General features: G+C 60.8%; 20 protein-coding genes. 6 read left to right on the top strand and 14 right to left on the bottom strand.

The window, feature by feature from the left end; genetic code table 11:
• Positions 1–190 precede the first annotated feature (190 nt).
• From HMPREF2562_RS06310 to HMPREF2562_RS06295, 4 genes are all read right to left on the bottom strand, one after another.
• A complete protein-coding gene (locus tag HMPREF2562_RS06310; protein ID WP_016421934.1) occupies positions 191–844 on the bottom strand; it encodes a type II secretion system F family protein in 654 nt (217 codons plus the stop codon).
• Positions 841–1,731, bottom strand: a complete 891-nt coding sequence (locus tag HMPREF2562_RS06305) for a type II secretion system F family protein (protein WP_070429254.1) — start codon at positions 1,729–1,731, stop codon at positions 841–843. The genes HMPREF2562_RS06310 and HMPREF2562_RS06305 overlap by 4 nt, the downstream gene beginning before the upstream one ends.
• A 66-nt stretch (positions 1,732–1,797) precedes the next feature.
• A complete protein-coding gene (locus HMPREF2562_RS06300; protein WP_016421932.1) occupies positions 1,798–2,943 on the bottom strand; it encodes a TadA family conjugal transfer-associated ATPase in 1,146 nt (381 codons plus the stop codon).
• On the bottom strand, positions 2,936–4,336 hold the full coding sequence (locus HMPREF2562_RS06295; RefSeq protein ID WP_246815966.1) for a CpaE-like family protein: 1,401 nt from the start codon (positions 4,334–4,336) through the stop codon (positions 2,936–2,938). The genes HMPREF2562_RS06300 and HMPREF2562_RS06295 overlap by 8 nt, the downstream gene beginning before the upstream one ends.
• Before the next feature lie 666 nt (positions 4,337–5,002).
• Between HMPREF2562_RS06295 and HMPREF2562_RS06290 the strand changes: the two genes are divergently transcribed.
• Positions 5,003–5,884, top strand: a complete 882-nt coding sequence (locus HMPREF2562_RS06290; protein WP_070546340.1) for an HAD family hydrolase — start codon at positions 5,003–5,005, stop codon at positions 5,882–5,884.
• A 24-nt stretch (positions 5,885–5,908) separates the two neighbouring features.
• On the opposite strand, the gene HMPREF2562_RS06285 is transcribed toward HMPREF2562_RS06290, so the two are convergent.
• On the bottom strand, positions 5,909–6,916 hold the full coding sequence (locus tag HMPREF2562_RS06285; RefSeq protein ID WP_083295710.1) for a Fic family protein: 1,008 nt from the start codon (positions 6,914–6,916) through the stop codon (positions 5,909–5,911).
• A 204-nt stretch (positions 6,917–7,120) separates the two neighbouring features.
• Here HMPREF2562_RS06285 and HMPREF2562_RS06280 point away from each other — a divergent pair, with 204 nt between their 5' ends.
• Together HMPREF2562_RS06280 and HMPREF2562_RS06275 are read left to right on the top strand one after the other, a co-directional pair.
• Positions 7,121–7,621: a phage holin family protein gene (locus HMPREF2562_RS06280; protein WP_016421928.1), complete on the top strand. Its 501-nt coding sequence runs from the start codon at positions 7,121–7,123 to the stop codon at positions 7,619–7,621.
• A gap of 94 nt (positions 7,622–7,715) precedes the next feature.
• Entirely contained in the window at positions 7,716–8,693 is a 978-nt protein-coding gene (locus tag HMPREF2562_RS06275; RefSeq protein ID WP_070549773.1) for an alpha/beta fold hydrolase, read from the top strand.
• 82 nt (positions 8,694–8,775) lie between these two features.
• Here HMPREF2562_RS06275 and HMPREF2562_RS06270 read toward each other — a convergent pair whose 3' ends face one another.
• From HMPREF2562_RS06270 to nth, 4 genes are read right to left on the bottom strand one after another with little or no spacing between them, the layout of a single operon-like run.
• Entirely contained in the window at positions 8,776–9,972 is a 1,197-nt protein-coding gene (locus HMPREF2562_RS06270) for a MarP family serine protease (protein ID WP_049189453.1), read from the bottom strand.
• On the bottom strand, positions 9,969–10,826 hold the full coding sequence (locus HMPREF2562_RS06265) for an NUDIX hydrolase (RefSeq protein ID WP_016421925.1): 858 nt from the start codon (positions 10,824–10,826) through the stop codon (positions 9,969–9,971). Before HMPREF2562_RS06265 ends, HMPREF2562_RS06270 begins: the two co-directional genes overlap by 4 nt.
• Entirely contained in the window at positions 10,823–11,584 is a 762-nt protein-coding gene (locus tag HMPREF2562_RS06260; RefSeq protein WP_070546337.1) for a TlpA family protein disulfide reductase, read from the bottom strand. Before HMPREF2562_RS06260 ends, HMPREF2562_RS06265 begins: the two co-directional genes overlap by 4 nt.
• A gap of 16 nt (positions 11,585–11,600) precedes the next feature.
• Entirely contained in the window at positions 11,601–12,428 is an 828-nt protein-coding gene (gene nth, locus HMPREF2562_RS06255; RefSeq protein ID WP_370550197.1) for an endonuclease III, read from the bottom strand.
• A 620-nt stretch (positions 12,429–13,048) separates the two neighbouring features.
• On the opposite strand from nth, the gene glxR reads away from it, so the two are divergent.
• Positions 13,049–13,732 (top strand): CRP-like cAMP-activated global transcriptional regulator GlxR, encoded by a 684-nt coding sequence (gene glxR, locus HMPREF2562_RS06250; RefSeq protein ID WP_005511668.1) that lies wholly within the window; start codon positions 13,049–13,051, stop codon positions 13,730–13,732.
• Between the two features lie 613 nt (positions 13,733–14,345).
• Here glxR and HMPREF2562_RS06245 read toward each other — a convergent pair.
• From HMPREF2562_RS06245 to HMPREF2562_RS06235, 4 genes are all read right to left on the bottom strand, one after another.
• Complete coding sequence (locus tag HMPREF2562_RS06245) at positions 14,346–15,161, bottom strand: MBL fold metallo-hydrolase (RefSeq protein ID WP_070432015.1); 816 nt, start codon at positions 15,159–15,161, stop codon at positions 14,346–14,348.
• A gap of 135 nt (positions 15,162–15,296) precedes the next feature.
• Positions 15,297–15,773: a RidA family protein gene (locus tag HMPREF2562_RS06240; RefSeq protein WP_070549772.1), complete on the bottom strand. Its 477-nt coding sequence runs from the start codon at positions 15,771–15,773 to the stop codon at positions 15,297–15,299.
• Between the two features lie 135 nt (positions 15,774–15,908).
• Positions 15,909–16,070: a Sp36 family protein gene (locus HMPREF2562_RS10895; RefSeq protein WP_141744780.1), complete on the bottom strand. Its 162-nt coding sequence runs from the start codon at positions 16,068–16,070 to the stop codon at positions 15,909–15,911.
• 71 nt (positions 16,071–16,141) lie between these two features.
• Positions 16,142–16,504, bottom strand: a complete 363-nt coding sequence (locus tag HMPREF2562_RS06235) for a WhiB family transcriptional regulator (RefSeq protein ID WP_005511664.1) — start codon at positions 16,502–16,504, stop codon at positions 16,142–16,144.
• A 370-nt stretch (positions 16,505–16,874) separates the two neighbouring features.
• On the opposite strand from HMPREF2562_RS06235, the gene HMPREF2562_RS06230 reads away from it, so the two are divergent.
• On the top strand, positions 16,875–19,283 hold the full coding sequence (locus HMPREF2562_RS06230) for a transglycosylase domain-containing protein (RefSeq protein WP_070549771.1): 2,409 nt from the start codon (positions 16,875–16,877) through the stop codon (positions 19,281–19,283).
• Between the two features lie 95 nt (positions 19,284–19,378).
• On the opposite strand, the gene HMPREF2562_RS06225 is transcribed toward HMPREF2562_RS06230, so the two are convergent.
• Positions 19,379–19,840 carry a GatB/YqeY domain-containing protein gene (locus tag HMPREF2562_RS06225; RefSeq protein WP_016421920.1) on the bottom strand — a complete coding sequence of 154 codons (462 nt, stop codon included), beginning with the start codon at positions 19,838–19,840 and terminating at the stop codon, positions 19,379–19,381.
• A gap of 39 nt (positions 19,841–19,879) precedes the next feature.
• Between HMPREF2562_RS06225 and HMPREF2562_RS06220 the strand changes: the two genes are divergently transcribed.
• On the top strand, positions 19,880–20,815 hold the full coding sequence (locus HMPREF2562_RS06220) for a metallophosphoesterase (protein WP_070546333.1): 936 nt from the start codon (positions 19,880–19,882) through the stop codon (positions 20,813–20,815).
• The last annotated feature ends 35 nt before the right edge of the window (positions 20,816–20,850 follow it).

Below are 20,850 nucleotides of genomic sequence, written 5' to 3'. Positions count from 1 at the left end.
GTGGATGTCGAGTGACAGGTCAGTTGTGAGGTGTGATGTGCATTGACGCGCGTTGATGCGGGTTGATGCGTGTTGGAATGCGGCGCGGCAGGCGGACCACGCGCACAACCGAAGTCACAGCTGAGAGCGCAACCAGCACTGCATCCGGCGCGTGCCAGCGCGCGGGGCTTGGCGCAGAAGTGTCCACGCTTCATGACGGCATCAGTCCTGCAAACATTTCGTCGGCAAGCCCAGCGATGGTGGGCACCAAACCCAGCACCACAAACGCGGGTAGAAAGCACAACGCCAGCGGCCCGGCAATGAGGACACCAGCCTTTTCGGCGACGGCTTGCGCCGCATCGTGCGCTTGACTGCGGTACATGGCAGCGGTGTCCTCCAAGGCCTGCGCCAGAACGGTGCCGGATTCGCTTGCTCGGCGCCCAGCTGTCGCCAGGGGCACGAGCGCGGGTGTGGCAGCAAGGCTTTCCCAAGTGGAGTGCGCGCCCACGGACAACCTGGCGGAACACTGTCGAAGTGGCTCGGCCAGCTCAGGGTTTGCACCATCGGCAGCTGCTGCCATGGCCTGTGACAACGGCATACCGGAGCTCAAACAAGCGCCAATGATGTCGAGGGCCGCTGCGGCATCGAGCAGCACAGCCGAGCTGATGCGCTCACCTCCAATGAGAGTTCGCACACGTTCCCGCACCTGTGCGGCAATCTGCGACACCCGATTGGTCACCTGTCGACGTAGGCCTCCTCGCACACGAGCATCCGACTCGGCTACCAATTCGGGCAGTCGGCTGCGGACGGGATTGAACGTCGGCAAGCAGAGGTAGACGGCGATGAGAAGTGCGGCGGCAATCATTGTCCGGCCTCCGCACGATCGATGATGGCGACCGCCCATTCGATGCCCGCGCACACCAGCCCGACACCGATGACCAGCACAATTCCTCCGATACCGCGACTGAGGAACTCGAATGGGGACGCTCCGAAAGCTTGCCCCATGACCAAACCGAACACCGGCAGCGATGCCAAGATGGCGATCGTCATGCGCGGTCCCGCCAGCGCGGCAGACGTCTGTGAGCGATGCGCCTGACGAGCCTGCAGATCACCCCGCGCGCAGTCCAGCAACCCAGCCAAACTCAGACCGTGTTGCTGCGCCACCGTCCACATACGCCCAATCCGGCGCAGTTGCTCCGAAGATTCTTCGCCCTCCCACGGGTCGGCGAAGTTCGCGCGATGCGCCGCGTGCGCGAGATGATCAGCCAACACAGTCTCATCCCCTGACCTGCGCAATTCCGCTGCTGCCGCGTTGAGCGCTCGTGAAGCCGCCGCTCCTGCGCGCAGCCGCGCGGTCAAAGTTTCCAGCGCTACCGCAGCGCTGTCCGCTTCCCGACGTTCACAGCGCCTCTCCCCCACAGCGCGCACTACTGCCCCTGCGGTGCGACCCAGCAACAGCCCGGCTATGACACCTGGAATCCCGGCGAGCCACAGCAACACGAGTGCTGGGCCTGCAACGATGAGGATTGATAGTCCTGCAGTTCGATTCGCACTGCCAGTGCTTACTGCACTCGACCCCGTGGAACCAGCACCAAGTCCAACCATGCGCTGCAACCACTTCAGCCCGCCGGACACCTCGCGGCCACGGCCTGCCAGTGCTCGCGAGCGCACCGCCGCCGAGCTGTCCGGCCAGATAGCGACCGCCGCAGCCGCTCCCCCAATGAGCATCGCCACGCTAAACCCTTCCCCCATAGCTGTTAATCTCCCCGTCTAATCCCCTGACTTTTCCTCTAGTCATTCCATCGGGTATTCCACCGGTTATTCCCCGCCGACCAGCAACTTCTGCAACGCTTCCCAACCCGGCCCAGGCCCATCCCGAGCAGTCCAGACCTCCACCACCTCCGGTGGGTTACCGCGTAGCAGCCCGATCTGTGCCAGCCTGCGAACATCAGCGCGTTCGACCACCAACACCACCTGCACCGCCGAGACCAACTGCGCATGCAGCCCGGCGCGACCAAGGCCACCGATCAGCCCCAAGGTCTCAAAGCGCGCCACGACATCCCCAATGCGGTTGGCGTGAATTGTCCCCGCCCCACCGCGATGCCCCGTATTCAACGCTGCCAGCAGATCCACCACTTCGGCGCCTCGAATCTCCCCGACGACAATGCGGTCGGGACGCATGCGCAACGCCTGCTTCAGCAACTCCTGCTGCCCAATCGCACCGGCGCCCTCCAGGTTGGCGGCCCTGGTCACCAGCTTCACCACATGCGGATGCTGAGGCTGCAGCTCCGGAGTGTCCTCGATACACACAATGCGCTGGTCAGGATTAACTTCTGAGAGCATCGCCGCCAATAGCGTGGTCTTTCCCGCACCCGTGCCACCGGCGACAATAAACGACAGCTGTCTCGCCACGATTCCCCGCAACACCGGCAGAATTTTCGGTGGAAATAGCCCGACATCGCATAGCTCCGCAAGTCCGCGACGAGCCGGACGCAGCACCCGCAGGCTAATCTGAGTGCCGGTCGCCGACGGTGGGGAAAGCACCGCATGAACTCGCACACCACAGCCGCCGACACCACCAGGAATATGGCCGTCTGCCCAGGGTTGCGCGTCGTCAAGCCTTCGTCCACACCGCGACGCGAGCCGCACCGCATACGCGCGCACCTCGCCCTCGTCCGCGAAGGAAATCTCGGCGCGCTCCAGTCCGTTGCCGGCGTCGACCCAGACCTCGCCCGGCGCGGTGACCAGCACATCGCTGACACCCGGGCGTCGCAACAGCGCATCCAACACACCCGCGCCCACTGTTTCCTCGCGAATCGTGCGTAGAATCTCCAGCACCTTCACATCGGAGACAACCCCCGAGGTCTCTGCGCGAATGATGTCGGCGACCTCGCTATGCGATGCCACCCCAGGCCGCTCCGCAAGCGCCGTCCGCACCGCCGCCAACAGCCTGACGTCATCCATCGCCACCACCGCCGACAAGGGCAAACATCGCTTCCAATCCCCGCGTCAGCTTGCCGACGGTTCCAGCGAGCCCGCCCACATCTATCTCGTGAGCTACCTTCTTGCAGTACTCAATCTCACCAACAATAGGCAGGTCGAGAGCGTATTCCACCTCTTCGACACTGATATCGCGGTGCTGCTGGTACCTCACTGCAAGATTTGGGGTGAACCCCGCCTGTGCACAGATGCTCGCCAAGTGCCCAGCGGCTGCGATGGCTCGAACGGAGGTGGGCAGGACTATGACGGTGTCATCGGCAAGTGCGCCGAGAGTGGTGACGTACTCCACCTGCTTCGGGCAGTCCACGATGACCGTAATTCCGGCATGAATAAGGCAACTAATGGTGCTGGCAATGTGCCGGACATCGTCGGGCCTGTCGGTTCTGTCGGCGCTGTCGAATTTGTTGTTCGCCGAGGCGTGGTTGTAAGTCGTCTCGGGCGTGCGACTGCGAGTCCACGTCAACACTTTCAGAGCGGGTGATCGCGGGCAGGATGGCAGTGCTTCGTAGAGTGCCGCTCCGTCGAGACGACCATCAGCAGCCGAGAAGTCCTGCCACCTCAATCCCGGTTCCGTTTCCATCCCGAGCACCAGATCAATGCCTCCCGCGAGCACGTCCGCGTCCACCAAACAGATGGGCCTTTCACGGGAAAGAACCAATGCACTCGCCGCCGCGGCAATGGAAGCCCCGGCACCGCCGACCGCAGGAACCAACATCAGGCACGTTGCCGTGGAATCGGTTGTAGTTGCCGGCACGTTCGGTACGGGTTCTGTACCCGGTGCTGTAATCACGTCTGCGAAGGCAGGTGACGCTGGGTTCTGATGGTGGTTCAGGTGGTTCGAGCGGTTTTGGCAATCGGAGGGCTTCGGAGCATCCGGGCGTACGTCGCCACGGCCGAGCAGCTCGACAATATCGACGTTGTCCGCGGGCAAACTGGCGCTGTAAACAGGAGCTAAAACCTCCGCTACCTGCGCATCTTCCGCCTCAGTATCACTGCGGACCAGAAAGATCGCTCCCTCACTATGAGGCCGTCCGGCTAATCTTCGGGCTGCCGGTGCATCGACGAACACCGCTGGTGCCCGACGCCACAGGGCCGATGAAACTCCCGCTCCTGTCGATACTGACGATGGGGAAGGCTCTGGGGCTGATGATGATAGTGATGCTGGCGGCGAAGCAAATGTTTGTGCGGCCACTGACGCTGCAGCCACAGGTGGCACGGTCTCCTGCACACAGTCACGACCGGTAGCAGCGACTATGAGCGCAACCTCTTCACGCAGCGCCTCATCATCGACGGCGTTGACTACTGGATTTGCTGAAGCCTCGGTTCGCTGAGCCATGGACAGTTTCTTGATTGCCATGGCCATAGCGTGCACTACAGGGCGGATTCAATGATGCCCGCAAGGGGCCAAAACCTCGCTGTCTGTGGATAATTTTCAGACTGTGGATAACTGCAGAACGCCATGTCGCCTTTGCCTTATGGCTACTGCGCGGCCTGACCAATGCAAGTTAGTGACTACGTTTATGTCAGGTGGCGTTGGGTCGATGCGAGTTAGTGACTGTGTTTATGACAAAAATGGCACGAAAAATGACTTGAAAGTGTCATAAACTCATACAGTTTCACATTTGCAGCCCGCAATTTTTACTACGTACCCCTCAACATTGGGCCAAAAAGGGGCGACGCCCCGCGCCGGGGGGGGGATTGGCGCGAGGCGTCTTTAACCGGCTCGGGGGGGGGATTGAGCCGGGGCGGCCTCGCAGTCTGTTTCTAAAAAGAACAAGAAGGGGCCAGCCACGTCCAAGTATTACATATCCCGAGGAATCTGCAAATACCTTACAAAGGATTTAATGCCCAATATGTTCGATGTCACGTTTCCTCGATTAATCGCGCCCAGGAAATGCCGCGCCCCAATCGCCGCCAAGCCCCCACGACCGCCACCGCCCCAATCGCCCCAGTTCCCCACCCAGCAGTTAAACACTCATAATGCTCTCCCCGAGCCCGACATCCATGGGTAAGCTCGGAGTCTATGAACACCGGCGAGAACAAGGCTTCAACAACGCCGCAGCCGCGCGCTTCTACGGACACACGCATCGTGGAAGGTGCCTCCGCCACCGCTGACTCTCGCGTCGCTGCGTTCTTTGACCTGGATAAAACCATTATTGCCAAGAGCTCGGCATATGCGTTCAACAAGCAATTCCTCGAGCGCGGCATCATTTCGCCGACAGACATGCTGCAAATGGCGCTCAGCCATGCCCTATACATGTCGCAGGGGCACGATGAGGCGCAAATGGAGGCCACCCGCGAGCAGTTTTCCGCCCTTATCGCTGGTCACAGCGCCAGGGAGCTGCGCCAGGTCGCCATCGAAACCCTAGAGCAGAACATCACGCCGTACATCTACGCCGAGGCATTGGAGCTCATTCGTGAACACCGCGCACAGGGGCATCAGGTGTTCATTATCTCGGCATCGGCTCGGCAGATTGTTGAGCCCATTGCGCAGGCACTCGGTGTCTACAACGTGGTGGCCACCGAGCTGGAGATCCGCGATGGGCTCTTCACGGGTGAAACGGAATTCTTCTGCCGAGGCGAAAACAAGGCTGTGCAGATGCGTCGGATAGCGGAAAAGCACCAGTTCGACCTGGCCGAATGCTTCGCATACTCGGATTCCATCACTGATGAGCCCATGCTGTCTGCAGTCGGCCATCCCGTTGTGGTCAATCCCGATCGCGCTCTGCGCAAGATTGCGACGGAACGTGAGTGGCCTGTGCGCCAATTCCGGAATCCCGTCCCGCTGTTTCGCGCGCCGTCGAAACGCAATGCTGCAATTCTTGCCGGCGTCACACTGGCGCTTGGCGCGGGTGCGACGTTGTTGGCACTGCGCAAAAATGACGACGAGTCAAAGGCCGACTAACCCACCATCCAGCAGCCGGCCTGCCTACACCGCTTCGGCGATACCGCGTGCTTCCACGGCACCGGCCTTCAGCCCCTCCAGGTGCAGGAGAATCCACGCACGCAGGCCATCCGCGCTTCCCGACGCAAACCCCTCTGCGGCCTCGAAATACTCCTGGCGGTGGCGGGTCCAGTAGACCTCGGGCACGGCCAAGCCACGCGGATCCAGGCCGGTTGCGACAGTTGTCAGTCGCGAGGCGGCGCGGGCGATGATGCCGTTGTGGTACTCGAAGGGGCGCAGAGTCAGCAGCTCACCGTGCACAATCGCCGAGAGCACGCCAGCATGGATTTGGCTGCGGCCAGTGATGAAGTCACCGAGCACGTGCAGACGCTGCTCCTTCATCGCGGACGAGAGCTTGTCGTCACCGACCGGACGGCCGGCCTTCATCCGCGCCTCGGAACCGTCTTCAGTTTCACCTGCGGGCGATGCGTTCAACGCAAACTTGGCCAGCACCTGCTGCGGAGCGCGCTGCCACACGCGAGTGGTCTCGCCAATCGACTCGGGGGAAATGGTGTCGGCAACCCGCAGGGCTGCTGCGAGCACGGGGTCGGTGATATTGCCGTCGTCGGGAAGCGATGGCTCGCCGCCTTCTAGCCACGCCGATGCCCGAGCGCCACGCAGGACCGACTCGGAGCCGGTGACGTTGTGCTTGCGCAGGTTGGCCTTGTGTCGGTGGACGGCCTGGATAGCCTTGGCCGCGACATCAGCCGCGTGCGCAACGCCGTCGAGCTGCCACAGGGGCGCGAGGGGGTCCTTGGGGTCAAGCTGCGGAATAGCAGCGGCGGGAGCACTGTCAGCGCCACCGGCACCCGATTCAGATGCCTTCGCCTGCGCTGCCTCACGCTCTGCGCGCTTCTTCGCCGACACGGAGGACACACCCAGGCTCATGCCAGCTAGGCCCCCCTTTCCGGCACCGGCGCCATTGCCGACACCATTGCCAGCACCGGCGCCAATTCCATCGGCTCCACGCACGTTCTCAGGCTGATTGTTCATATCCCACACCCTAATTCTTCACCGCTAAGTAAGTGACAAACTTATATAGAAATGGTCAAAGATGAGAAAAACTTCAACGAGTTCTTGGCTTTTTCGCCCTTATGGCGCGCCCTACCCACAATCAGAGGTAGTATGGCAGTTTGTAACTGCAGTTTTAAAGTTTCAAACCATCTTTTCCAACCATCTGCGTAGGAGGAAGTACACGTGAGCAACGACGATACGAAGGGTCTCTTTACCGACGGCACCGAACCGCGTGTTACCGCTATCCCGCTGAGTGATGTGGATAGCAACGCATCGGGTGATGCTAGCGTCGGCCAGCTCGTGTCTAATGCTTCTTCGCAGATTTCCGCTCTGGTTCGCTCTGAGATTGAGCTGGCCAAGGCCGAAATTGCTGGCGAGGCTAAGAAGGGCGCAGTTGGCGGTGGCTTCTTCGCGGTTGCCGGCGTCGTCGCGCTGTACTCCTCGTTCTTCTTTTTCTTCTTCCTCGGCTGGCTGCTGGATGTTTGGCTGCCAACCTGGGCTGCGTTCCTCATCGTTTTCGTTCTGATGCTGGTCATCGCCGGTGTTGCAGCACTGCTGGGTCTGAAGAAGGTCAAGTCGATCCGCAAGCCGGAGAAGACCATCGAGTCGATGCAGGAGCTGAAGGGGGTCGTGCCGTCGGGGTCGGCGAAGAAGTCTTCGCAGTCGAACGGTATGTACACCTAAAGGCTTGAAAGAAATTGGGCGGGACTTTGTTGGTCTCGCCCTTTTGTCTTATTCAGTCCCGGTTTAAGCCCTTCGGATAAGGTATTTTCCCCTCATGACCTCCCTCCGCGATTCTCTCACTGGCCCCTGGCGTCATCGTCTCATTCACGTCCGCGGCCAGCGCCTACACATCGCCGAGTGCGGCCGCCCCTCCGATCCGCTCGTGTTGTTTATTCACGGCTCGACTGGCGGTTGGTTTGAATGGCGCGAGGTTTTGCCGCTGCTTAACGACGACTCGGGCGATCCCCTCCCCGTGCACGCTGTGGCTATTTCTATGCGTGGCTACGGTCAGTCCGACCGAACACCGCAAGGCTACGATCCGTTTGAGGCGGCCCAGGACATCGCCTCATCGATTCGCTCGTTGGGGCATTCGACCGCGCTGCTGGTCTGTCAGGGGTTCGGCACCTGGGTGGCGTGGACGTTGGCTTCGCGGCAGCCCAATCTTGTCTCCGGAATTATTGGTTGTGGTGCTGCACATCCGAAAGTGTGGCTGAACCAGTTGAAGAGCCCGTGGTCGGAGGACTTCCGCAGTAGCCTGGCTCCTCTGCTGCGCCGTTCGTGGTGGGACTCGCGGCCACGGGTACCGCAGTTGCGTCGCAATAAGTTCAGCACGCAGGCGGCTGAGGCTCGCCAGCAGCGGCTCATTGAGCGCATCGTGCGCGAGTCCATGTCCACCGCCGGGGAGGGGTTCGCCGAGACCCCCGCGGGGAAACAGACCGCGGAACTCATGACCGATAGCCTGGCCAGTGGTGCACTCCGTCCTGCACTGGCTCACATGAATTGGTGGACGCGGCCGGCTCCGGCCGCTTTCCGCAAGTGGTTGAGTGCGATGGAGGGCCCGTCGAAAAGCGATGAGCACACGGTGCTGCTCGTCGGCGAGCAGGACACTCGTACCCCACGTGCGCTAGTGGAGCTCAGCTCGAGTCACGTGCGCGTTGTGCCGGATTGTGGGCACTTCCTGCCGGCAGAGAAACCTCAGGCTGTGGTGCAGGCAATCAGGGATCACTTGGACTGGTTGCCGGAGGGGTCTTAGGCTTCGGCTCGGCTGAAGCTAGCCGGAACTCTCCTGCGGTTGCGGCTGGGGCTGACCTGTCCACAGACACACAACTTTCCGCTTACCCCGCCACGCACTGCTGCGTGCCGATGGCCCCGTAGTTATTCATCGCCTCATCGATGTGTGGCTGGACCTCGGCGTGCGTCAGCGCGTAACCAGTCTGGTCATTGTTCACACCGGCACCGAAGACCAAGCCCAGGATCTGGCCCTGCGGCGTAATCAGTGGGCCGCCCGAGTTGCCGTGGCGCACATCCGCCTTCAGAACATAGGACTGACGCTCGTGCCGAGTCGACGAATAAATATCCGGGCCTCGAATAATGATGTTCTCCGTCACGCGCGCAGGTGTGGCCTTAAAGGGCCCGGACTCGGGAAAGCCCAGCACTACCGCGTCATCGCCCGGACGAGCTTCCTGATCTGCCCACTGCATGGGCTCCAGGGGTAGGTCGGTGGTTCGGAGCAGGGCGACGTCGTCAAGCGGATCGTAGTGCACGACGTTCGCGTCAGCCATGCCGACCACGGTTTCCAGTCGAACAGTGGTGGCACCGGCAACCACGTGCGCGTTGGTCAGAATCAGATCCGGCGCGATGACAAAGCCCGTGCCCTGCAGCAAGCGTTCGCACTGCGGGGCCTCGCCCAAGACGCGGACGATGGACGGTCGAATACTGTCGACGACACCCTGCGAAATCACGTTGGGGTCGGCGGGTTCATCGGGGACGTTCTGCTTGTAGCCGAATGGCGGAGCGATGGCGGGCATTCCATCATCGCGGAGCTGACGGAGGATGCCACTGAAGCCGTCGCTCCATTCGTCGGGCGCGACCTGGTCAATGAGGTTCATGCCCTTGGACTCACGCACCCAGTCGGCAAACTGCCCAGGCACGGCGGTGGCCAGGGGTACGGCGATCATCCATGTCACTACCAGCGCCGTCACGGACTGCACGATGGCACCGAGGCTAGAATCCAGGCCGACAGCCAACGGCGAGCGAATGGTATTCCGCAGCGACTGCCCTGCCACTGTTCCCACCGCATGACCAATCAACGCCAACAGAATCACCGTGCCGAGGCCCAGAAGAACCTTTCCCGACTGGTTCTCGACCTGCGCCATAGCTAGCGGCGCCAAGGGCACACCAATGACCAAGCCCAGGACAACGCCCAAAATGGCCATAATCGACGAGACGGCGCCCTGCTGCCAGCCGACGATAAGCGCGAAAATGAAGACCGCCAGCAGCGCAACGTCAAACACAGCGATTGCAGGCATCATCGTCGGCCTCCCTTCAGTACGGACAGTTTTTCACCATTAGCGGAACGCGCGAGCACCGGCAAAAGTTTCTGCACGTTGGTGTCGTCCCACGGTTCCGACCAGCCGGCCACGTCTAGCAAGTAGGACAGCACGCCGCCGGTAAAGCCCCAAACGACGAAGTCACCAACCTTAAATGCCGGTCCTGTCCAGCCGTGATAGCCCAGCATCATGCGGTTGTCCGGATTCGTCAGGTGGCTAATTGGCACATTGAGCACCGATTCCGTCTCTGCAGGGTCGACCACACGCAGCGGATGCGGTGCATGCCAATACGCCAACACCGGATTCACCGCGAAGCCAGTCCGCGAAATGTCAATCGAGTCCAGCACCCGCACCGGCGTCACCGTCTCTCGGTTCAGGCCGGTTTCTTCCTCGGCTTCACGCAGCGCGGTATCGATTTCATCCACGTCCTCGGGATCGACACGACCGCCCGGAAAAGCCATCTGGCCTGCATGCTTACGCAGGGTTGTCGCCCTGTGCGTAAGTACCACGCTGGCATCCTCCGGCCGTTGGTGCGCCTCCGCATCACCGCTGATCAGCACCAACACCGCCGACCGCGCCGGATTCCGCAACGGTTTCTCCTGCGTCGAGGAGTCTCGCCGCAACTTCGCAAACGCACGCTTCACGCTTGACGACGAAGCGGAGCGACCGGCCACCTGCTGCTCCGAGTGGCCTGTTGTGGCGTGGCTGGCGCTGCTGGCGTGACCTGCCGCGTCGTGATCAGCACTGACCAGGTGCGGCGGCAAACTATTGGTCAACCACTTCGGCAGATACAGCCCCGAGCTTGCGTCACGATTCCACGACTGTCCCTGAGTCACTTCAATGCACCTCGCACGAGATCAGTAATCTGCTGCGCATCGGTGAATTCACCAGGATGAATGGCCGCCACCGTGCCATCTGCCTTAAACACCACGGTGATGGGCACAACTCGCGGTAGATTCAACGCTGGTCCGACCACGTCGACCGTGTCCGAGTAGGTCGGTAGCTTCACTCCGATTTCCTGCAGGAAGGCTTGGCCACGCCCCGCCTCGCGAGCCGCATGCACCGTCGCCACCTGCACATCTGGGTTGTCCTTGGCCCATTGCTCGATAAGCGGTAGCTCTTGGCGACACGGCGCACAGTTCCACGCCCAGACATTAAGCACCGTCGGCTTGCCCGCGACGACCTGCCCCATGTCCACCAGTTCCACTTGCCCAGCCTCGTTGTCCTGGCCTGCTGAGTCTCCCGACTCCGCCAACAGCGGCAAGCGCACACCGGTCAGTGAGCCACTACCCGCTACCGCCGCGATCTCATCCTTTGACATCGCTGGCGCTGCCGGTGCACCATCCACTTCACCATCACTGCCAGCGCCATCACCATTGCCAGCGCCATCCGCACCGACACTCACACCAGATCCGGTCCCACCACCGTCGGCCTCGTCATTGCCATCAGTGGTATTCACAATCGCGAAAATCACCAGACCCACAATGCTAACTCCCGCGATGAGCAGCGTAATCAGCGATGCCGAACGGTTAACGTCCACCTGCCGATCCTCATAGTGGCCACCATTGTGACTATGACCGCCCTGCTCATTCACGAAAAGTGCTCCTCGACTAGTCCTGTGTCGCTGTGGTGTTGCGCGCGCTATCCCCGTCGTCAAGCGCGGAAAGTTCCTCCCCACTGTAGCCGTCATTAAGACCGGCCAGGTAGAGAAGCCATTCCCTGTCGTCTGACTTAATCAACTTCTCCGCAGTCTCCGGCTCCGCCGGACCCTCGACGCCATACGACGGGCAATCCGCCGCCAAGAAGCACGCCCCGCACGCCGCCCGGCGCGAATGGCACACCCGGCGACCGTGGAAAATCAGCCGGTGCGAAAACCACGTCCACTCCGCGCGCGGTAGCACGTCCATCATCTCGTGCTCAACGCGCACCGGATCTTCCTGCTCTGTGAGGCCCATGCGCCGCACCAGACGCCCAAAATGCGTATCGACCGTCAAACCCGGCACCCCAAAAGCATTCCCCAGCACCACGTTTGCCGTCTTTCGCCCCACGCCCGGCAGCTTCACAAGCTCCTCCAACGTGCCCGGCACCTCGCCGCCGTGCTGCTCCATCACCCCCTGCGCAAAACCGATGATGTTCGCAGCCTTATTCCTGTAGAAACCCGTCGGCCGAACGAGCTCCTCGACCTCTTCCTGGTTCGCAACCGCCAAATCGGCTGGGCTGGGGTACCTAGCGAACAGCGCCGGCGTGGTCATATTCACCCGCACGTCCGTACACTGCGCCGACAGAATCGTCGCCACCGCAAGCTCATACGGATTACGAAAGTCCAGTTCACAGTGCGCATTCGGGTACGCCACCGCCAGCGTGCGGTTAATCCGCCGCGCGCGCCGCACCATACCCAGGCGCGTCTCCTTCCCCCGCGCCGCCGGATGCGCCCCCACCGCCCGACGCTTCTTCGACGTCAGGGATCCCTGCGGGTGCGTGGGCTGGGGTTTGCTCGTCGCCTGGTGCTTGCTTATCTGGTGCTTGCTTATCGACGATGCCTTGCCGGTCGTATCCATGGTCGTAGTGTATCGGCTACCCCGGATTGCAATTCGCGTGCGCACCTTTCGCGGGCCGAATCCTTCGATTCGTCCGGGATGCGGATGGAACCGGTAGCAGCTCGGGCATATTCGGTCAAAAACCAAAGAAGTCATGCCCCACCACATCTTGGAACACCGTTAGCGAATTATTAGTTATAAATACACAGTTCAGCGGCTTTTCACCAGAATTCCCCACAGGCGCAGTGGCTCTTTTGCTACAGTGGTGCTTATCACATCTTGGTGACGGCGTAGTTTTGGGATGCATCTGTAGAGGCGATTTGTCGTGAAATTCGCCCAGGGATGAACCTGCCTTGAAAGCTGGCAGCGGCGTTACCGGGAAAGACCGAAAGTAGTGGGACTAGTGGGACGGGGTAGTTTCTCTTCCTGTTTGGCCACTGCAATCTGTAGTCGAGTGCTAATTTGGCGGCTGCTGGCCTGTATTTACGGTGGTTAGTGGCCAAAGACAGGAGAATTTTACCGTGGATGACGTCAAGGAGATTCTCTCCCGGGCCGGTGTATTTCAGGGAGTCGACCAGGAGGCTGTGCAGGCCTTGCTCGGCGAGCTCGAGACGGTTCGCTTCCCGCGTGGAACCACCATCTTCAATGAGGGTGAGCCGGGCGATCGGCTCTACATCATTATTGATGGCAAGGTGAAGCTGGCTCGTCGCTCAGCCGACGGTCGTGAAAACCTGTTGACCATCATGGGCCCGTCCGACATGTTCGGCGAGCTCTCCATCTTCGACCCGGGCCCGCGCACCTCTTCGGCGGTCTGCGTCACCGAAGTTTCCGCCGCGTCCATGAGTGCCGATCAGCTGCAGGAATGGGTTGGTTCGCACCCTGATGTTCCAGCTCAGCTGCTGCGCATGCTGGCCCGCCGTCTGCGCCGCACCAACAATTCACTGGCTGACCTCATTTTCACCGACGTCCCTGGTCGCGTTGCTAAGTCCCTGCTTCAGCTGGCCAATCGCTTCGGTGTTCAGGAAGGTTCTGCTCTCCGCGTGAACCACGACCTGACTCAGGAGGAAATCGCACAGCTCGTCGGCGCCTCCCGGGAAACCGTGAACAAGGCTCTGGCAGAGTTCGCCCACCGCGGCTGGATTCGCCTTGAGGGCAAGTCCGTGCTCATCTCCGATACGGAGCGTTTGGCTCGACGCGCACGTTAGCTTGTTGCGCACGTTAGCTTGTGGCGCACGTTAGCTTGTTGCGCTTGTGGCGCTGCCCAAACGACTCACATCCCGCAGCCTCTGCTTTTGGATCCTCGGTTCCCGTAGGAGCACATGAAACGCATGAGGCTCGCGGGATTTTTGTTGTCTTCCCCCGCTGGCCTGGCATGCTGACCTGGTATGCCGGCCTGCCATGCTGACCTGGCATGCCGGCCAAGTTTGGCGCACTTATCGATGCTTTTCTGCCACTTATCGATGCTTTCCCGGCACCTATCGATGCACCATTCACCGATTTCTCCTTGCATCAATCACTTATCGATGCGCTGTTCACTTGTGCGCGCGCTATAGCTCATCGACAAGTGGATACCTCATCGATAAGTGATTGAGCTGGCCCCGACGAGGCCAACCCACCCAACCGGCACTAGCCCACCCCAACCAGCACTACCCCAAACAAAAAGCGCGCAACCCGCAAAACTGCAGGTCACACGCTCTTTTCATGCGGTGAGTCAAGCTCAGCTTCACTCAAGCTCGGCTTCAGCCAAGCCTCAATTAAGCCCAGCCCAGACCAGCCCAGCAACTGGCCAAAGCCAAAACCCAAGCCAAAGCCCAGCAACTACTCCCCGTGATCGCGCAGGTAGCGCAGGGTCACACGAGTCGACTGCTCAGCAGCATGACGCAGCACCGGATCGACATCGGTGTAAATCTCATCCACAATCTGGTCGACCGTAGCTTCGTCGCCCAGCTTGGCAACGGCATCCTTCACCTGCTGCAGGCGCAGCTTACGACGCTCAATGTACTTCTGCGTCATTACAGTGATGTCCGGCAGGTCAGCACCATGACCAGGCAGCAGACGAACACCCTTGCCGCGCGAATCCAGCATTTTCAGGGTTTCCATGTACTTACCCAGGTCGCCGTCGGTCTCCGAAATCATAGTGGTGTGGCGGCCAGCGATTGTGTCACCGGTAACGATGCCTTCAACATCATCCTCGCCATCACCAGTGTGGATGAAGTAGCAGACGGAATCAGCGGTGTGACCAGGGGTTGCCACGACCTCAATCTGCGGAGTCACTCCGTCGAGGACGATACGTTCGCCGTCGACAAGCGGATCCTGACCTCCCGCGCAGTACTGAGACTCCAGCTCACGAATCGGCGCGCCGGTGAGCTGACGGAAACGTGCGGCGCCATCAGCATGGTCGCCATGACGGTGCGTCAGCAGAATCAACGCAACGTCGCCGGCATAGCGCTGGAGGACGTTCAGGTGTCCCTCGTCCTCCGGACCCGGATCGATGACAATGCTGCGGCTATCCCCCTCAGCCTTAATAACGTAGGAGTTCGTACCCTCCAGCGAAGAGTAGCTGGGGTTCGGGCACAGAACGACGCCCACAGACTGAGAAATCTGACGCAGTTGGCTATACGCAGGATGCTCCATGTCCTCTATCCTACGTGGTTGCGCAATCCGGGGAGCGCGCCACGTCCTCCAATTCGGCTCATTTGGGTGTAAGCACGCTTTACGACGCCCCGGAGAACGCAACATCCCCACTGGTCACGGCACCAAATACAGCAGCTACTGGGCTACTTCAACGATGATCTCGACTTCCACGGGTGCGTCCAGCGGAAGCTGATTCACACCCACTGCCGAGCGAGCGTGCTGGCCGCGTTCGCCGAAGACGTCGCCGAAGAGTTCCGAGGCTCCATTGATAACGCCCGGCTGACCAGTGAATCCGGCGGCGGAATTGACGAAGCCGACGACCTTGACGATGCGGACGATATTGTCGAGACCGACCTCGGCATCGACTGCGGCCAAAGCGTTGAGAGCGCAGGTGCGGGCGGCCTCCTTGGCCTCCTCAGCAGTGACTTCCGCGCCGACGTGGCCGACGTGGGTGAGCTCACCGTTTACGAATGGGAGCTGACCGGAAGTGAAAACAAGGTTGCCCGTGCGCGTTGCGGGTACGTAGGCCGCAACTGGCGCGGCAACGGCAGGCAGGGTAAACCCGAGGTCCTCGAGGGCTTGGGAAGGAGTGCGAGATTCAGAGTTGCTCATTTAAGTTAAGCCTTTCCACGGCGGCTAGGGCCGGGCGAATAAAGCCGGCCAAAGAAAGATGGCAGCCAACCGTGAGTCAGCTGCCAATCGAAAGCACAACCGCCGTTGTTAGTTAAATACTAGACACTGAGGTAATTAGTCAGTCTTCGGGCGCTTGAAGTAACCGACGTGGTTTTCGCCGGTCGGGCCCGGGAGAACAGTGACAAGTTCCCAGCCGTCCTCACCAAAGTTGTCCAGGATGGCCTTGGTGTTGTGAATGAGCAGCGGTGCGGTGAAGTATTCCCATTTAGTAGTCATGGAAGCTACTTTATCTGTCCCCCAGCCTCGCGCGCTGGGGGTTTAGTTTTACTTCGGTCTAAGTTCGGTTTTTACTTAGCCAGCTTTGCCTTGCGCTGAGCTGCGTACTGCTCAGCGTAGAAGTCGGCCCACGAAGTAATTTCCGGGTGCTCGCGCAGCATTGCGCGGCGCTGACGCTCGGTCAGGCCACCCCAGACGCCGAACTCGACGCGGTTATCCAGAGCGTCGGCACGGCACTGCAGAACCACTGGGCAGTGGCGGCAGATAACTGCGGCTTCGCGCTGTGCGGCGCCGCGAACGAACAACTTATCCGGGTCAATATCGCGGCACTTAGCGCGCGGGACCCACTCCTGACGATCGCGGAAGCTCTCTACACCGAGCTCGTAGTCTGGCGTAGTAGCAGTGCGGTTGCGATCGGGAATCGTGGCGGTCATTGTAGCCTCCTCGTGCCTGCGATTTTCGTTATTTCGAAATAGTTTCAACTAAATAGTGCTGAAATTTTGTTGTAAGTCTATTCACACCACCCAAATAATGTCGATTGGGTCACACTGGGAGGGTGGACGTGGCGCAGCTCTAAATACAACAATGCAGGTGGGGCAACTTTTTCCAACAAAAGCACGGGGGTGATTTGCGTCACTATGAAAATCTTTTTCCGGAAACCACTACACGACGAGTTGCGTGGTGTTGTAAGGGCATTCGTAGCGCCCCTCCCCCGCTCGCCAGGCGTTTTACTGGACTCCCCGGGCATGCCTCTAGGCGGATTTTCGAAAACCCACTTCGGCTCAATCCGCCCTACCTTGTAGTGTGATTGCTGTGAATAAAGGTTCGACGCTGTTCAAGCTCTCCGTTGCCACTGTGTTGGCAGCGTTGATTGTGGCCAGCGCCCTCTTTCCTCTTGTGGGCGGCTCGGCCTACCTCGTCGCGCGCACGGCTGATGAATTCGCGTCGGCGTCGCGGTCGGTGATTTCTAAGGACGCACCAGGGGTCACCACTATTACGGATCGGAATGATCAGCCAATTGCGTGGCTCTATGATCAGCGGCGGTTTAATGTGCCGTCGGAACGCATCTCGCCCGCTATGAAGGACGCGCTGGTCAGCGTGGAAGATAGGCGCTTTTATGAGCACTCTGGTGTGGACTGGAAGGGCACTGCTCGTGCGGCGGTAAAGAACTTCATGTCCCAGTCGGTGCAGGAAGGCGCCTCCACAATTGAGCAGCAGTTGATTAAGAACCACACGCTGCTGGTGGACGCAGAGTCGGAGTCGGAGCGCCGCGCTGCTACTGCCACGGATTATGGTCGCAAGATCCGCGAGATTCGCATCGCGTTGGACCTGGAAGATGAGCTGACGAAAGACGAGATTCTGACTAAGTACCTGAACTTGGTCCCCTTCGGCAACGGCGCGTTCGGCGTGGAAGCTGCAGCTCAGACATACTTCGGCATTCCCGCGTCCGATCTGAATGTCCCGCAGGCCGCTCTGCTCGCGGGCATGGTTCAGCAGTCCTCCGGGCTCGATCCGTATACAAATCCGGAAGGTGCGCATGCACGGCGTAACGACGTGCTTGCGGCCATGGAATCCACGGGAGCAATTGGCCCGCAGGAGGCTCAGGACGCCAAGGCAGCTGATCTCGGTATTCTCCCAGAGCCTCAGCGCCTGCCGCAGGGCTGTATCGCGGCGGGCGATCGGGGTTTCTTCTGTGATTATGTGGTCTCCTACTTGGAGAACCACGGTATTGAGACCGAGAAGCTCAAGCGCGGTGGCTTCCATGTGAAGACCACACTGGACCCGCGTGTGCAGGACAGCGTGCAGGAGTCTCTGCGTCAGCAGGCATCACCGACTGCGGATGGCGCAGCCGAGGTTATGAGTTTGCTTGAGCCCGGGGATGACTCCAGGAAGTTGCTCGCGATGGCGTCGTCACGCGTATACGGCCTCGATGCGGAACAAATGCAGACCGTGCAGCCGCAGCCATTTACGCCGGTGGGCAATGGCGCGGGCTCGATTTTTAAGATTTTCGCGGCGACGTCGGCGGTGGAAAAGGGGCTTGGTATTGATACCCACTTCCCGGTGCCACGTCGTTATGAGGCCTCCGGGCTGGGCACCGGTGGCGCAGAGGGCTGCCCGCCGGGCCTGTACTGCGTGGAGAACGTAGGCAGTTTCCCACCGTCGATGTCACTGCGTGAGACGCTCGCACGGTCGCCGAATACTCCTTTTATTCAGATTTCGGAGCTGGTCGGCGTCGATGGCGTGATGGACATGGCGGTACGCCTGGGCATGCGCTCATACACGGAGCCGGGCAGTTTTGATGGCGAGTCCTCGGTGGCGGACTATGTCTCGGAGCATAAGCTCGGCTCGTTCGTGCTGGGTCCGACGCCGGTGAATAACCTTGAGCTGTCCAATGTCGCTGCCACCCTGGCCAGCAATGGCCGCTGGTGCGAGCCCTCTCCAATTGAGTCGATCACGGACTCCAAGGGCAATGCGGTCAAGCTGAATGTGCCACCGTGCGAACAGGCAGTGGAGCCGGGTGTCGCGCACGCGATTGCTAATGCGCTCAGCAATGACGCCACCGATGGCACCGCGAAGGATGCCGCGAAAGAGCTGAATTGGGAAGGTCCAGTCGCGGCTAAGACCGGTACCACCGAGTCGAACCAGTCCGCGGCATTCCTGGGCTTCACCGGCGGCCTGGCCGGATCGGTGTACGCCTACAACGACACCCCGACTGTCACGGAGCTGTGCACGTCGCCGCTGCGCCAGTGCCCGAACGGCAACCTCTTTGGTGGTCGCGAGCCCGCGCGGACATGGTTCGGCGCAGTCGGCCCGGTCATCGAGGACTATGGCGGAAAGAACCTCCCACCACTGGATTCGGACTACGGACTGGGTACCTCTATCACCCAAATGCCGAATGTGGTGGGCATGCAGAAGGCCGAGGCCCGGGAGACCCTTAAGAAGGCCGGCTACAAGGTAGAGGAACGCACAGTCTCCCTCACCGGCGAGTCGCGCGGAATCGTGGTCGGGTTGGATCAGCCGCCGCTACTACTCAAGGGTGGCACCGTCACGATCCGCGTGGCCGATGGCACCCGCCGTCCGACCCCGCCACCAGCGCCGTCGCCGCGGCCGGACTCGACGACGTCCCGGCCGGATCCGCTACCGCAGTTCCCTCGCCCGAACACTCCGCCAGCGCCGAGCTTGCGGGATCTGATTCCGCTGCTGCCGTTCTAGTCCGCTTTAGTTCGCTCTGGGAGGCAGCTCCAACCCGCGCCAAAGAAACAGCTCCAACGCTTATCGCCGAAAAGGGAAAACGGCGAAAGGTCGCGCTAGCCCTGCAGGGCAGCCTTAACGGCCTCGGAAAGCCGCTTGCCATCGACCTGGCCAGCGGCCTTTTCCTTAGCCACCTTCATAACCTGGCCCATGATCTTCATGCTCGGCGCGTCATCGCCAGCAACCTCGGCCACAGATTCCGCGACGAGGTTCTTCACGGCGTCGTCGTCAAGCTGTTCCGGCTGGTAGCGGGCGAAAACCTCTGCTTCGGCGAGTTCGGCGTCGGCAAGTTCCTGACGGCCGTTCTGGGCGTACATCTCAGCGGACTCGCGACGCTTCTTGACCTCCCGCTCAATCACACGCAGCACCTCGTCATCGGTGAGCTCGTGCTTGGAGCCGGAAACCTCCTCGGTCTGGATGGCGGCCTTCAGCATGCGCAGCGCCGCAACGGTTTCCTTGTCGCGGGCCTTCATCGCGGCGGTCATATCGGAGACAATTGTGTTCTTCAGTTCACTCATACGCCCTAGATTACCGCTGTAGTTGATAGTGTCTCTGTCATGACATCGCGCGCTTTTTCCAACCAAATTCTGCGGTCTGCCGCAGCTCTCGCCACGCTTGGCTTGACGACGTTCCTCTACGCGAACCAAATCGAATTGCGTGCATTTAAACTCCACCGTGTGCAAGTTCCCGTGCTGGCACCCGGCACGCTCGCCCGGGTGGGAAAGCGCGAGGGTGAGCCTTTCCGGATTCTGCATGTCTCCGACTTCCACATGCTCCCCGACCAGAAGTTGAAGCAGAAGTGGGTTGCCAGCCTCGATGCTCTGAACCCTGACCTGGTGATTAATACCGGCGACAACCTGGGCAGCGACAAGGCCGTCCCCAGTGTCCTCGCAGCGCTCGGCCCCCTACTGAACCGTCCGGGTGCCTTCGTGTTCGGTACGAATGACTACTTCGCGCCACGGCCTGTCAATCCGCTGAAGTACCTGACAGGCAAGAAGCGCAAGCCCTCACGCGTCGAACTGCCGTGGCGCGGCATGCGCGCTGCGTTTATCGAGCACGGCTGGCAGGATGCCACCCATGCCCGGCTGGAGTTTGTGGCGGGTGGCGTGAAGGTGGCGCTGTCCGGTGTGGATGACCCTCATCACGAGTTGGAGGACTATTCGCAGATTGCCGGTGCCCCGAATGCGGATGCCGACATCGCTATCGGCCTGTCGCACTCGCCGGAGCCCCACGTGTTGGATGCTTTTGCGGAAGACTGCTACGACCTGGTGCTTTCCGGCCATACCCACGGTGGTCAGGTCTGCCTGCCCGGAGGGAAGGCCATTGTGACCAACTGCGGTATCGACCGCTCGCGGGCCTCGGGGCTGTCGCGCTGGACCGAGAAGACGTGGCTGCACGTTTCTAATGGCCTCGGCACTTCCCCTTACGCCCCGGTGCGCCTGTTCTGCCGCCCATCCGCGACCTTGATTGAGGTTGTGGAGCGGGATTCGTAGTTCGTAGGGTGCGACAGGGCCTGTGCCCCCCCCCC

The organism is Corynebacterium sp. HMSC077G07 (genome assembly GCF_001809225.1).
Classification (GTDB): Bacteria; Actinomycetota; Actinomycetes; order Mycobacteriales; family Mycobacteriaceae; genus Corynebacterium; species Corynebacterium jeikeium_D.
The sequence above is the reverse complement of the archived record's forward strand: the minus strand, read 5'-3'. Positions and strand labels throughout refer to the sequence as shown.